Source organism: Mucilaginibacter sediminis (genome assembly GCF_051903035.1).
In the GTDB taxonomy this organism is placed as follows: Bacteria; Bacteroidota; Bacteroidia; order Sphingobacteriales; family Sphingobacteriaceae; genus Mucilaginibacter.
Genome location: NZ_CP170602.1, coordinates 3,647,775 through 3,660,458, shown reverse-complemented (window position 1 = coordinate 3,660,458; position 12,684 = coordinate 3,647,775). Strand labels below are relative to the sequence as shown.

General features: G+C 40.3%; 13 protein-coding genes. 6 read left to right on the top strand and 7 right to left on the bottom strand.

Annotation, left to right across the window (positions count from 1 at the left end):
• Positions 1-58: 58 nt before the first annotated feature.
• Entirely contained in the window at positions 59-1,186 is a 1,128-nt protein-coding gene (locus ACFGVS_RS14930) for an HNH endonuclease (RefSeq protein WP_439699197.1), read from the bottom strand.
• 515 nt (positions 1,187-1,701) lie between these two features.
• Positions 1,702-2,169 (bottom strand): hypothetical protein, encoded by a 468-nt coding sequence (locus ACFGVS_RS14925; RefSeq protein WP_439699196.1) that lies wholly within the window; start codon positions 2,167-2,169, stop codon positions 1,702-1,704.
• A gap of 309 nt (positions 2,170-2,478) precedes the next feature.
• On the opposite strand from ACFGVS_RS14925, the gene ACFGVS_RS14920 reads away from it, so the two are divergent.
• The gene (locus ACFGVS_RS14920) at positions 2,479-3,132 is read left to right on the top strand and encodes a DedA family protein (RefSeq protein WP_439699195.1); all 654 of its coding nucleotides are present in this window, start codon (positions 2,479-2,481) and stop codon (positions 3,130-3,132) included.
• 159 nt (positions 3,133-3,291) lie between these two features.
• On the opposite strand, the gene ACFGVS_RS14915 is transcribed toward ACFGVS_RS14920, so the two are convergent.
• From ACFGVS_RS14915 to ACFGVS_RS14905, 3 genes are all read right to left on the bottom strand, one after another.
• The gene (locus ACFGVS_RS14915; protein ID WP_439699194.1) at positions 3,292-3,984 is read right to left on the bottom strand and encodes a TapB family protein; all 693 of its coding nucleotides are present in this window, start codon (positions 3,982-3,984) and stop codon (positions 3,292-3,294) included.
• A 96-nt stretch (positions 3,985-4,080) separates the two neighbouring features.
• A complete protein-coding gene (locus ACFGVS_RS14910) occupies positions 4,081-4,938 on the bottom strand; it encodes a zinc dependent phospholipase C family protein (RefSeq protein ID WP_439699193.1) in 858 nt (285 codons plus the stop codon).
• Between the two features lie 264 nt (positions 4,939-5,202).
• Positions 5,203-5,964 carry a class I SAM-dependent methyltransferase gene (locus ACFGVS_RS14905; protein WP_439699192.1) on the bottom strand — a complete coding sequence of 254 codons (762 nt, stop codon included), beginning with the start codon at positions 5,962-5,964 and terminating at the stop codon, positions 5,203-5,205.
• A gap of 509 nt (positions 5,965-6,473) precedes the next feature.
• Between ACFGVS_RS14905 and rpsT the strand changes: the two genes are divergently transcribed.
• Positions 6,474-6,728, top strand: coding sequence for a 30S ribosomal protein S20 (rpsT, locus tag ACFGVS_RS14900; RefSeq protein ID WP_090642860.1), 255 nt, complete (start codon positions 6,474-6,476; stop codon positions 6,726-6,728).
• Positions 6,729-6,814: 86 nt separating this feature from the next.
• Positions 6,815-7,513 (top strand): RadC family protein, encoded by a 699-nt coding sequence (gene radC, locus ACFGVS_RS14895; RefSeq protein WP_439699191.1) that lies wholly within the window; start codon positions 6,815-6,817, stop codon positions 7,511-7,513.
• A gap of 65 nt (positions 7,514-7,578) precedes the next feature.
• Here the strand turns inward: radC and ACFGVS_RS14890 are convergent, their stop codons facing one another.
• Together ACFGVS_RS14890 and ACFGVS_RS14885 are read right to left on the bottom strand one after the other, a co-directional pair.
• On the bottom strand, positions 7,579-8,148 hold the full coding sequence (locus ACFGVS_RS14890; RefSeq protein WP_439699190.1) for a DUF4276 family protein: 570 nt from the start codon (positions 8,146-8,148) through the stop codon (positions 7,579-7,581).
• Positions 8,148-9,347: an AAA family ATPase gene (locus tag ACFGVS_RS14885; RefSeq protein WP_439699189.1), complete on the bottom strand. Its 1,200-nt coding sequence runs from the start codon at positions 9,345-9,347 to the stop codon at positions 8,148-8,150. The genes ACFGVS_RS14890 and ACFGVS_RS14885 overlap by 1 nt, the downstream gene beginning before the upstream one ends.
• A gap of 178 nt (positions 9,348-9,525) precedes the next feature.
• Between ACFGVS_RS14885 and pheT the strand changes: the two genes are divergently transcribed.
• The 3 genes from pheT (at position 9,526) to ACFGVS_RS14870 (ending at position 12,641) form a co-directional block, all read left to right on the top strand.
• Entirely contained in the window at positions 9,526-11,925 is a 2,400-nt protein-coding gene (gene pheT / locus ACFGVS_RS14880; RefSeq protein WP_439699188.1) for a phenylalanine--tRNA ligase subunit beta, read from the top strand.
• A 113-nt stretch (positions 11,926-12,038) separates the two neighbouring features.
• Positions 12,039-12,329 (top strand): hypothetical protein, encoded by a 291-nt coding sequence (locus tag ACFGVS_RS14875; protein WP_090642877.1) that lies wholly within the window; start codon positions 12,039-12,041, stop codon positions 12,327-12,329.
• 21 nt (positions 12,330-12,350) lie between these two features.
• Entirely contained in the window at positions 12,351-12,641 is a 291-nt protein-coding gene (locus ACFGVS_RS14870) for a cell division protein ZapA (protein ID WP_090642882.1), read from the top strand.
• The last annotated feature ends 43 nt before the right edge of the window (positions 12,642-12,684 follow it).

Here is a 12,684-nt window from a genome sequence, read left to right as displayed (position 1 = left end):
GGGCAGGTGACTTGCGTATCTTTGAAGATATTATGTCAATTCGTTGCTAACTCAAAGGCTAATTTTGCCCCATTAGTTTTTTTAATTCCTCTATTTTATATGCAGGGTTTCTTTTATGCAACATGGCATGGCAGTTTGGGCAAACAGGGCATAGATCAACGATAGGATTTATTTTGTGTTCAATACCAATTTCCGATAGTTGATTTAAATGGTGTACATGAATAAACCCTCGCCCTATAGATCCGTAAGTTTTTTCAAAATTAAATCCGCAAACAAAGCACGTGTACCCATGGTGCTGCAAGCATAAAGCCCTTGCATAGTTGTTCCTTTCGTAAACTGTTTGAATAACATAATAAGGAGAACCCTCAATTATTAACTGTTCAGCCTTCGGAGTCTTTATAAACAGGTCGTTATTATTTAAAAAATTAAACCACCTTTTTTCAAGTTCAACTGTGACCTCATTTTTTATTTGAATACCGGATGATTGAGGGGTCCAATGTTGATTTCCTAAAATGCTGTCCTCAAAATCTGCTATATCAAGAATGCTGTCAATTTTGGGATTTATTAAGGTATCCAATTCTATTCTGACTCTATTAACTAAAGTACCATCTTCACGCCAATGGGCTAATAAAGCAGGTTCAGATACTACAAATCCAGATGCAAAAATACCTTTGACTTTTGTCCCTATTTGGACTATGAACGCTCTATCACCGACTTTTACTTTCTTAAAACTTTGTATACTCCAAAGTACAGTTGATTTTCCTGTTGCTTTGAGTTCTTTAATCTTTTCATCTAATTCATCAAAACTCCAATTATCTGGGTTCCAAGCAAAAAGATAATAATTAATTCCTTTAAATTTGGACTCGAATTTGCCAACGGAGTTCCTATAGATTTGCCACACACCATGTTCTAAGGGGTTGTATTTAATGACTTTGCCTCGACCTAAATAATATAACAAATCAAAGTGAGATCCAGAATTCGTAAACCGCTCAACCTTGTTTTCATTATAATGAGTTCGGGATTTATGGTTAACCGTAGCTACAATTATTTGCGCCGTAATAGTTTTTTGATTTACATTCTCCCATTTTTCGTTGATGTGTTGCTTGATGATATCATACGTCAACTCGCCATTTAGATTTTCAACGGCATCTTTGACCATAAACCATACTTGGGGACTCTCTTCCATCTAAACTTAGCTAATTGAAAAGTAAATATAATTTATATTCTAATCGATCTTACATTTTAATAGTGAGCTCATTATATGTGTCTTTTAGTCAGTTTATGCTCCCCCCCCCCCGCGTTAACGATTGCAGCGGATACCGGCCAAGCGCCTAAGGCCCGTGCAGTATAAGCGGAAAGCGTGGGCCGAAGGCAACGCCCTTTTTAGTAGCAAGTAGTAAGTATCAAGTAGCAAGACTTTGGAAAAATAGAGGCAAGAATCAAGACGGCTTCAAAATAAATAAAATCGTGGCTATCCTTTAATCCTAAAAATTAAGGTTCAGACAAAAAAGATCAACTTAAAAACGCACCGTTCCAATTGCCGCGGGTTTTAATCTGTGGCTAAACTGGTTTCAGCTTTCAACTGAACTGTGAAGCCAAAGGCTTCAACCCGAACTCCCACGAGTTACGCTACGCTAACCTCGCGGGAGTTCGGGAGTTCGATTTCATCTGAACGTTAAAGCCCTACGGCGTTCAATTTTTCTACTGCTTATCAAAAACCATGGGTGAAGCAACGCAACTGGCATTAAACGGGCAGGTAAAGTAAAGTGAAAGTTTATTTTTAGGCCCGTTGAGCGACAGGCCGTAAGCAGCGGTTTTGGGGCCATCAACGGGGGTAAGTTCGGTTACCGGGCCGTAACTGTTTTTGGAGTTTGAATAATTTACCTGGTCGAACATGATTAACGAATCATTTTTGATGCTATATTTCCCTGTGCTTCTAAAGCGGTATCCTATTATTTTTTTGGTAACCGAATCTGTGGCTATAATATCGTATTGAAACTGGTTGCCATTTTTAAATTCATATTGTTGAATTCCCTGGAATTGCAGGATAGCCCATTTTCCGGTAATATTAATAGTCCCACTTGCATCCTTTTCACAGGCAGAAAAAGTAAATGCTAAAATAGCAGTTAAAAGGCTGAAAATTTTGATAAGGGTAAGTTTTGTTTTCATATTGATAATTACGCACAAACAGATGCTGCTGATACAGTTGAGGAGTTTTTTGTTAAAGTACCTTCATCTGCCAATCGCTGCCGCGAGTGTTTAATTTGTGCAGCAACATGGTTTCATTTTCAGCTTTGCTGTGAAGCCGAAGGAGTCGGCCAACGTATTTATTCAATACCATTCTGCTAATTCTCTTTGCGCGAAATAAATTTACCCTGTTACCCTATAACAACCATTTGCGTCACCAGCAAAAGTTTAAAAGCAATTGCAATGGGGCTTTTATGTTTATATTCCTATTTTTGGGCAAAATTTAAAAAAGTGGAAGTAATAAAAAGCATCATCGATTTTATATTGCATATAGATAAGCACCTGGTACAAATAACCAGCGCCTACCAGGGTTGGACATACCTGATCCTGTTTGCCATTATTTTTGCTGAAACCGGTTTTGTTGTTACCCCATTTTTGCCCGGCGATTCGCTGCTGTTTGCGGCAGGCGCCCTTATAGCCGGCGGCAAATCGGGCCTTGATATTTACTTGCTGGCCATTATACTGGTAATTGCGGCGTTTGCCGGCAATACGGTAAACTACCTGTTGGGCAGTTACCTTGGCCCCAAGGTGTTTAAAGAACAAAATAAGATTCTGAAGCTTGATTATTATCTTAAAACCAAAGCTTTTTTTGATAAACATGGCGGTAAAGCGGTAATATTCAGTCGCTTTTTGCCCATTATCCGCACAGTGGCGCCGTTTGTAGCAGGCGTTGGCCATATGCCATTTTTGCGTTATAGCCTATATAATATTGTAGGCGGGGCTGCCTGGGTGCTTAGTTTTTTAATGATAGGCTTCTTTTTTGGTAATATCCCGGTGATTAAAGAAAATTTTACCATTGTGGTAATGGTAATTATCCTAGTATCTATTGTGCCTCCCATTTATGCAGCTATAAAGGCTAAAACGACTAAGAATACAGCCGGGTAATACGATACTTTTAAGGCATCCCACAGGACAGGTGACCCGCATGAAACATACTTAGCATGTGGGTGCCGAAACAAGCATGACATTGGGGGTTAAATCGTTGCCGTTTCCCTTCAGAATCCGTGGATCTTACCACCCACGGGGATGATTAATAACCCGAATTTAATTCACCGAATCGAGCAAGGTTGTTGCCACCAGTTTACCATCTTTGCCATAGGTTTCTGATTTGGCAAAACGGCCCAGCTTTGGCGCAAACCATTCGATAACTTTGATTTGAAAAGGGATGGATGCCCCCATCATGCTAATCCTGAAAATGATATCATTGGTTATTTTAAAACAATCAAAACTGCCGGCTTTGGTGGTTACCTTCTCCTGCTTTTCAACCTTGCGGTTGTTTATATTCAATTGTACCTGCCCCATTTGCGTGCCGTTGCTGCCAACGTTAATGTTAAGGGCTCCGTCGTCAAGCTTTTGCCCGGCTTTTAGGTTTATGGGGTAGCTCAGGTATTTAGTATCGCCGGTCATTTCCATGTTGCCTAATTGCCTTAATGAAGCCGCCGGGATAAATGTTTTCATGTCAATTTTTATAGCCTGGCCGGTACATATAATTTCAGAATTTCCGGAACCCATTGATTTGCCGGTTTTATCAAAAAGTTCTATCCGGGCGTTTACGGTGGCGGCATCCTTTTTATTGGTATTGCACACCATCGATCCCATGGGTTTGCTATCGCCGCCCTGGTTAACGTATGTGAATTTTTTGCCATTTACATTGCTAATGAATGGACTGCAGTTTTGTGCCGATACCTGGCAAACGAAAGATGTAATAAAAATTATAGCAGGAATTATTTTTTTCATGGAATTGATTTGTTGAACATTAAAACTACAAAACCATTGCGATATTGTGGATATGAGCCCATATGTATTTTAACTCCCCCTTCAGGGGGCCGGGGGCTACGGCTGCCCCGCATCCACCCAGGCCGAATACCAAAAGCTGCCTACCGATAATATGGATGCCCGCATTTGCCGCTCGATCATGCCTTTCAACGCTTTTTGATAGGCAAGGCTGTAGGCTTCCGAGTAGTCTTTAATCTCTTTTTTGCCATGCAATACCATGCTGTATTTTCTACCGGGAGGATAGCTTTTGTTTAACATCCTTTCGAAACGCAAAACTGTATCTGCGCTTTTAAATGATGCCCTGCAAATCCGAAAGGCCTCGGCTAACGGGTTTTCTATATAGCGGGCCTTGCCGGCTTTTAAATTGTACTTATCGGCAAAAAGCTCGGGGATGCGGCTTTCCCATAACGCGTGGATGCCGGTTTGGTTGGTAAACTGCCCGTTGTAATTGATGGTAAGGTGCAAGGGTACATGGGCATCGGCAATGTAATGCCCAAGGTTGGCCGAAGTATTCAGGATGGCCAATGTGTCGTGAGCCTTAAATGCCCTTACCAGTTTATAGTACTGGTATTGAATGGTCCAGGGAACGGTGCCGTACTTATTTAACGTATCGGCGGTATATTTTGCGGCGGCATCTTTCCATTTTTGCGGCATGGCGGCCCATGGTTTTTTACCATAATAGTCGGCATCAAAAAAATGGCGGGGGGCTTCGGTGGAGTCTACGTAGCGGCGTTTATCGGCGCTTACAGCGTGTTCTACAAGGTAATCGATATTGGCCTTGTAAAACCCAATCATGCCCTTAGGTAGCGTATAAACGGCCAGTTTGTTGATGCGGTAATGCGCGAAGAAACCCCAGGAGGAGCACAGTAATATTAACCCGATACCCGATAAGCTTAAAACGATGGCCCGCTTCATGAGGGTAAATATGGGTTTAAGTTTTGGTTTTTTTGGGTGGATTTTAGTTTTTTAGCTAAATTGCCTTTTATAGAAATAAACATGAAGTTGTTATCAAGCTATCTGCTGAAAAAAATAAAATTGATTATCTCGATTTTTAGAAAAAGTAACGCTTTAAGCGAAACAGATCACCTACTATCAACATCAGCAAACAGGGAACGCCTGGGGGAATCTATCGAACAATTGAAATCCGGGAAAACGATCAGCTATAATTTCGATAAATAATTACAACTTCCCCACATAAACCTTAGTGTCATAATTAATGGTAATAAAACCATCCTGCTGATACCGGGCGAAAAGTATTTCCAGGTCATTTATCATAGCCTCATACCCGGCCTCTTCGCGGGTAGGCATATATGATGACGACAGCAGGCGTCCCGTTAATCCTTCCAAATCAAAAACCTGTTTGTTTGCAAATACTTTGAGCCGGAAAGTTTCGGGCGCAAAAAAGGCTCCAATCTGTTCATTATTGATATTCCGGTGATCAACTTTCACATAATCGTTACCGTGGGCAACGATGAGTTGGTCATATTCAATCTCAAAGTCCGAACTTGTTTTTCGTTCGTTCCATATCAGTGCCACAATTCCGCCAAGCTTTAGTACGCGTTTAAACTCTGCCCTTGATTTTTCCCGGTCGAACCAATGGAAGGCCTGGCCGGCTATCATAAAGTCGATGCTGCCGGTTTCCAGTCCCGTATTTTCGGCGGTGCCATTCATGGCCTTAAAGCCTGGGTAGTTGCCCAGCAGTTCAACCGATTTTTCGCGCATCTCCTGGTTAGGTTCAATGGCGATCACTTTGTATCCGGCATCCAGGAACAGGGCGGTGGATATGCCGGTACCAGCGCCAATATCGGCGATGAGTTTGCCGGTGGATAGTTGGTAATCGTCTTCCAAAAATTCCACAATTGTTTTGGGATAGTGAGGCCGGTACTTTACATAATCGTTTACCCGGTTGCTGAACCTGGTTGTGCTGTTGTTTTCGGTCATGGGTTGATTAAGTTGATTAAGTTGGATTGGGTTGGATTAAGTTGGATTAATTTGATTGAGTTGGATTAAGTTGATTCGTTTGAGTTATTACCATGATTTGTATACACTAAACAATATGCCATTGGTACGAAATGTTTTAAAAACTTTGCCATCTAACCCCAACTTAATCAACCTAATCTAACCCAATCAACCAATCAACTAATTTGCCATCTAACCCCAACTTAATCAACCTAATCTAACCCAATCAACTAATCAACTAATTTGCCATCTAACCCTAACCTAATCTAACCCAATCAACCAATCAACTAATTTGCCATAACCCCAACTTAATCAACCTAATCTAACCCAATCAACCAATCAACTAACTTGCCATCTAACCCCAACTTAATCAACCAAATCTAACCTAATCAACCAATAAACTTTTTTAAAATAGCATTTGCAATAATCAAATTATCGCCCTATATTTGCAGTCCTTAAAATAAGTAGAAAAAAGAATAACAAGCTATACGATGGCAAATCATAAATCATCTTTAAAAAGAATCAGGTCAAACGCTGCGAAGCGTCTGCGCAACAGGTACCAGGCAAAAACAACCAGGAACGCTATTAAAAAATTAAGAAACACTACTACTAAAGCTGATGCAGCTGCATTGTTAGGTAAAGTGATTTCTATGCTTGATCGTTTAGCTAAAAAGAATGTTATTCACAAAAACAAAGCTTCAAACAATAAATCGAAGCTTACTAAATTTGTAAACGGCTTAAGCTAAATCTTAGCTTTTAACGATATAAAAAAAGGATCATACCAGCGGTATGATCCTTTTTTAGTTTCCATGCTTTTTCATACTTTAATGCCGTGGAAAACTACGAAAACAAAATCGGCATAAAGTCATGGGCCGAGGCCGACCGTCCGCGCGAAAAACTGAGCGGCCAGGGCAGGCGGGCGCTTACCGATGCCGAACTGATTGCCATCCTTATTGGCTCGGGCAGCCGCAACGAAACGGCTGTCGAACTTAGTAAACGCATCCTGCACCATTACGAAAATGATTTGAATAAGCTTGGAAAAGCTTCTATATCAGAACTTTCTAAGTTTAAAGGGATAGGCGAGGCCAAGGCTATTTCCATCATCGCCGCCCTTGAAATTGGCCGCCGCCGCAACGATACCGAAAGCCAGGCGCCCGATTATATCAACTCCAGCAGAGATGGCTACAATATTATGCGCCGCCATTTGATGGATTTAAACCACGAAGAATTCTGGATAATTTTATTAGGCCGTTCGCAGAAGGTGTTGGGTAAGGAACTGATTAGTAAAGGTGGGTTAGCCTCTACAGTGTGCGATCCTAAAATAATTTTCCACGCGGCCCTGCAATACCAGGCCAGTGGTATTATATTGGTACACAACCACCCATCGGGTAACCTTAAGCCCAGTCATGAAGATATTATGCTTACCAAAAAATTGTCGGCAGCTGGCTTAATGCTGGATATCAAGATATTTGATCATCTCATTATTACCGATAACGGGTTTGTCAGTCTGGCAGATTCGGAGATGATGTAGCTGCGGATGTGCAGATGGTTAGATGTGCAGATTTCAGATTTCAAATGTGCAGATGTGGGCGAAGATCAATTTAGTTTTGCTTCAAATTCAGCTATAAACTCTTTAAAGCAACTACAGTTCTTTTCAACTTCATTTATATTCAAATGTTTGAAAATCTCCGGACAATGGGATTCTTTAAATTGTTTATTTGATTTAAAAGTGAGTTTTTTAAGCACCTCTTTTGGCTCTTTTATTAGCATGGGGTCATGGGTAACTTTATGCTTTGTGGTATAAAGCTTATTGAAAGCGGTTATATCACCAAATATCAATGCCTCCAGTTCCCAAATATTCAAGAGCAATATTCCCTCGTTATTAACCAACGCATCTAAGTCTTTAAACCATTGCGTTTTAGCTTGCAGTTTGTCTTTTTGCGATTTAAAGGCATCTAAATCCCGGACATAGATAATGAACCGGCACTCCTGATCTTCGAATTCGATAGGCAAGCTTCTTTTAATCTTCGGATTGTCTAATTGATATCCTTGAACTCTTTTTGCTAACTGACGAAATTGAACTTTGTCTTTGTATCGTTTTTCTAAAAGATTTTTTATTGATGAAGTATCGTTTGGATCTTCGCCTACCAAGCCAACTCTTATCATTATTCCAAATCTGATAGCATCCAGTAATCACTAAAAAAGCCAACCTCTTTCATATACTTCTGTGCTTTCTTAATTTCTTTGTCGGATAGGTGTCTTATTTGAGTGCCTTTGTCTAAATCATAGTAAGCAATAAGGATATGATCTAATTCATCCGGGCTTAAATGATCTAATGCTTTGGGCGAGTGGGTTGAAATGATAATTTGTTTGTCTTCTGATTGTTCTTTCAGAAAATCCATTAGTAAAGTGAACTGGTGGGGGTGGATGCCTAATTCGGGTTCTTCTACTAATGCCAATCCATCTGCATAAGTTAATTCGGAGATTATGTAAAATAAACGTCGGGTTCCATCTGATAATTGGGACCAAGGTAACCAGTTACCATTAATTTGAAAATCAATTTTAACGTTCTCTATCGTTAGTAATTTTTCTTCATGATATAAATTTATGTTGTTATTAAATCTTACGTCTTCTATGGTGCTGAAACGTCTTAAATTGTCAAGAATATCTTCTTGTAACTTTAAATGAGTAAGAATATCTTCCGAAGAAATTTCAGTCAAGTTGGTTAAAACTATATCGCCGTCATTGTAATGTCGATCCAAAGACCAAAATATTCCATTAAGAAAACTTAGACTTTCGGGGAAAGTCCAAAAAATATATCCGTCATCAATATGAGCGCTTATTGTTCCTTGTGATTCTATACTACCTAAATCTGATGGTAAATTATATCTAAGATAGGACGAAGATATGTGTTGATAACCTAATGAGTGGAATAGGCCTGTTGCTATTGATGTATATCTAATTTTTCTATTATTAAATTCAAATCTTTTAATTGTTTCTCTGTTTTCCGAATCATCGTACACAAGAATGTCATCAATGCTGAATTTTTCAGAAAGAGCAATTTTATTAAGCCCCTCTTTTCTAGAGGATACAGGTAACTCTCTTTCTAATTCGAGTGAAAATAAATGCCCATCATTAGATTCAAAATTAAGTTTGGCATATTTATATTGACCGTTGAAATAAATTTTATGGTTGATAGTCAAATAGATGAATTCTGAAAAATTAGATTTTCCCGCACCATTTTTCCCAATCAAGATATTTAACCCTTTCTTAAAGTCAATAGTCAAATCCTCAATGGATTTAAACCCCTTAAGGTGAACACTATCTAAATATACTCTTGGACGTTCTTCTGTTTCAGTCGACATAAATTAAAACAAATGTGTTTTACACAAATGTATTTGTTTTTATATTACATATTTGTGTTATCGGCACATTTCCATCTAACATCATCTGCACAATTGAAATCTGCACATCTGAAATCTGCATATCTGCACATCACTATTCACCCTAAATTGTATCTTTGCCGATTATCATTTCTGAATAATGAAGATATCGTATAACTGGCTTAAAGAATTTATTGATACCGATAAAACTCCGCAGGAAATTTCGATCATCCTTACCGGTACCGGTTTGGAGGTGGAGAGCCTGGAGAAAGTACAACCCATTCCCGGTGGCCTGGAAGGCCTTGTGATTGGTTTTGTAAAGGAGAGCATTGCCCATACCAATTCAGATCACCTGCATGTTACTAAAGTTGATGTAGGCGGCCCCGAAGACCTGCAAATTGTTTGTGGAGCCCACAATGTGGCCGCAGGACAAAAAGTGGTTGTAGCCACTGTAGGTACTACCATATACCCAACCGTAGGCGAACCATTCGCTATTAAAAAATCAAAAATCCGTGGCGAGGTATCCGAAGGGATGATTTGTGCCGAAGACGAGATTGGTTTAGGTACCGACCATGCCGGCATCATGGTACTGGATGATGACGCCGTAGTAGGATCGTTAGCTAAAAACTATTTTAAACTGCACGACGACTATATGTACGAGATAGGCCTTACGCCTAACCGTGCCGATGCCGTATCGCATCTGGGTACAGCCCGCGATATTGCCGCGTTTTTGAAAATAGGGATCAGGAAACCTGATGTAAGCGCATTTAAGGTTGACGATACCAGCCGCACCATTGAGGTTGTGGTTGAGAATGAGCAGGCAAGCCCGCGTTATGCCGGCTTAACCATTAGCGGGGTTGAGATTAAAGAATCGCCAAAATGGTTAAAAGAACGGTTGGCTGTAATAGGCATCCGCTCTATCAATAATATTGTGGATGTTACCAACTATGTGTTGCACGAATTGGGCCAGCCGCTGCACGCGTTTGATGCTGATGAAATAACCGGCGGCAAAGTGCTGGTTAAAAACTATCCCGAAGGAACAGTTTTTAGAACCCTGGATGATGTTGACCGTAAGCTATCAGAAAATGATTTGATGATAGGCAACGCCGACGAGCCTATGTGTATTGCCGGTGTTTTTGGTGGCGCAAAATCTGGTGTTAAGGAATCTACCAAAAATATCTTTTTAGAGAGCGCTTATTTCAATTCGGTATCGGTACGTAAAACGGCCAAGCGTCATGGTTTAAAAACGGATGCATCGTTCAGGTTTGAGCGTGGTACCGACCCGGATATGCCTGTGTTTGCTTTAAAACGTGCGGCTTTGCTTATTCAACAGGTTGCGGGTGGTAAAGTATCGTCGCAAATCTCTGATCATTACCCGGCCCCGGTCGCGCCTTTTGCGTTCGAGGTTACTTATAAAAATATCGACAGGCTCATCGGCCAGCAAATTACGCATGGCGAGATCAAGGCGATCATCGAGGCGCTTGACATTAAGATAGTGGGTGAAACTGCGGACTCGCTATCATTGGAAGTTCCTCCATATCGTGTTGATGTAACCCGCGAGGTTGATATTGTAGAAGAGATCCTGCGGATTTACGGATATAACAATATTCATATCCCAACCCAGATCAGGGCATCGCTTAACAACTCGCAAAAAAAGGAGAAGGATACGGTTCAAAACCAGATCTCGGATTTGCTGACAGCTAATGGTTTCAATGAAATACTTTCAAACTCGTTAACAAAATCGGCCTACTCAGATAACCTGGATGTGGCTGTAAAAATCCTGAACCCGCTAAGCAGCGACCTGGATGTAATGCGCCAAAGCCTGCTGTTTTCAGGATTAGAAGCTATCGCCTACAACCAAAACCGCCGTGCAGCCGATTTGAAGTTTTATGAATTTGGCAAAGTATACAGCGTTAAGGATGATAAATATAGCGAGGTACAACGCTTCTCGGTATTCATCACCGGCGCCGATGCAGCCGAGCAGTGGAACCAAAAGCAACAGCCGGTTTCGTTTTATAACTTAAAAGCAATTGTTGATGGTATTTTGCAGCGCTTAAACATTACCGATTTTGTGGTTGAAGATGCTACCTGCAGCAAACTGGCCTTCGGCTTACAATACATGCTGAATGGTAAACAACTGGTTAAGTTTGGCCCTGTTGGCGCCGCTGCCCGAAAAAAAACCGATGTAGATAAAGAGGTTTTTTATGCCGACTTTAACTTCGACCTGGTATTGAGTGCAGTGCGTAAAAATGTGATTGTTTACCAGGAGGTTTCTAAATTCCCTGCCGTAAGGCGCGACCTTTCAATGCTGATAGATAAGTCGGTTTCGTTTGGTCAGTTAAAGCAAATTGCCCAGCGTACCGAGCGTAAGCTTTTGAAGGAAGTAAGTGTATTTGACGTTTACCAGGGCGATAAGCTGCCCGCCGGTAAAAAATCATACGCGCTAAGCTTCATTATCCAGGATATTGAAAAAACCCTTACCGATAAAGCCATCGACTCGGTAATGCAGAAATTAATTTATAATTTAGGAAAAGAAGCAGGAGCGGAGATAAGGAAGTAATTAGTGAATGGGTGAGTTAGTGATTTTAAAATTTGTTTTGCTATTCACTAAATCGCTAATTCACTAACTCACCAATTAAAACTTCGCTAACTCACTAATTCACTAATTAAAACATGCCTTCATTAGCAGAACAGTTAAACATAATAGTTGATAAAACCGAAAGGTTAATTGAGCTTTGTGCTGCTTTACAGGAGGAGAATGACCTGTTGAAGCTGGAGAGTGAGGCGCTTACTGTTGCACTTGATGCAAGTAAAAATAAGACGAAAGACCTGGAAGAAAAGCTTCGTGTATTGAAACTTGCAAAATCATTTTCAGAAACAAATGAAAAAAGTGTTGACATTAAGCAAAAAATTAACGACTTTGTGCAAGAAATAGATAAGTGTATTGTATTATTAAAAAAATAGTACAAAAAGTGAAAAGCTCAAATGGGAGAAATCTCAATAAAAATAAATATTGCTGACAGAGTTTACCCCTTAAAGGTAAACATGGAAGAAGAAGAAATAATACGCAGGGCGGCTAAACTAATTAACGATCGGATAAAGGAATATCAGGAAAATTATGCGGTGAGGGATAAGCAGGACTTGCTTTCGATGTGTGTGTTGCATTATGCCACATCATCGTTAAAGGCAGAGAAGAAGGTGAACAACGAAGATACCGATGTTGCCGAAAAGGTATACCAGTTAGACCACATGCTGAACGAATTTTTTTCGAAGTAATAAACGTTCTTTACATAACATACAGAGCACATTTAAGATTTAA

What these genes read in the sequence shown, in the direction of transcription:
- ACFGVS_RS14930 (WP_439699197.1), bottom strand. Translation starts at nt 1,186, where the DNA reads ATGGAAGAGAGTCCCCAAGTATGGTTTATGGTCAAAGATGCCGTTGAA.
- ACFGVS_RS14925 (WP_439699196.1), bottom strand. Translation starts at nt 2,169, where the DNA reads ATGAAAACAAAACTTACCCTTATCAAAATTTTCAGCCTTTTAACTGCT.
- ACFGVS_RS14915 (WP_439699194.1), bottom strand. Translation starts at nt 3,984, where the DNA reads ATGAAAAAAATAATTCCTGCTATAATTTTTATTACATCTTTCGTTTGC.
- ACFGVS_RS14910 (WP_439699193.1), bottom strand. Translation starts at nt 4,938, where the DNA reads ATGAAGCGGGCCATCGTTTTAAGCTTATCGGGTATCGGGTTAATATTA.
- ACFGVS_RS14905 (WP_439699192.1), bottom strand. Translation starts at nt 5,964, where the DNA reads ATGACCGAAAACAACAGCACAACCAGGTTCAGCAACCGGGTAAACGAT.
- rpsT (WP_090642860.1), top strand. Translation starts at nt 6,474, where the DNA reads ATGGCAAATCATAAATCATCTTTAAAAAGAATCAGGTCAAACGCTGCG.
- ACFGVS_RS14890 (WP_439699190.1), bottom strand. Translation starts at nt 8,148, where the DNA reads ATGATAAGAGTTGGCTTGGTAGGCGAAGATCCAAACGATACTTCATCA.
- ACFGVS_RS14885 (WP_439699189.1), bottom strand. Translation starts at nt 9,347, where the DNA reads ATGTCGACTGAAACAGAAGAACGTCCAAGAGTATATTTAGATAGTGTT.
- pheT (WP_439699188.1), top strand. Translation starts at nt 9,526, where the DNA reads ATGAAGATATCGTATAACTGGCTTAAAGAATTTATTGATACCGATAAA.
- ACFGVS_RS14875 (WP_090642877.1), top strand. Translation starts at nt 12,039, where the DNA reads ATGCCTTCATTAGCAGAACAGTTAAACATAATAGTTGATAAAACCGAA.
- ACFGVS_RS14870 (WP_090642882.1), top strand. Translation starts at nt 12,351, where the DNA reads ATGGGAGAAATCTCAATAAAAATAAATATTGCTGACAGAGTTTACCCC.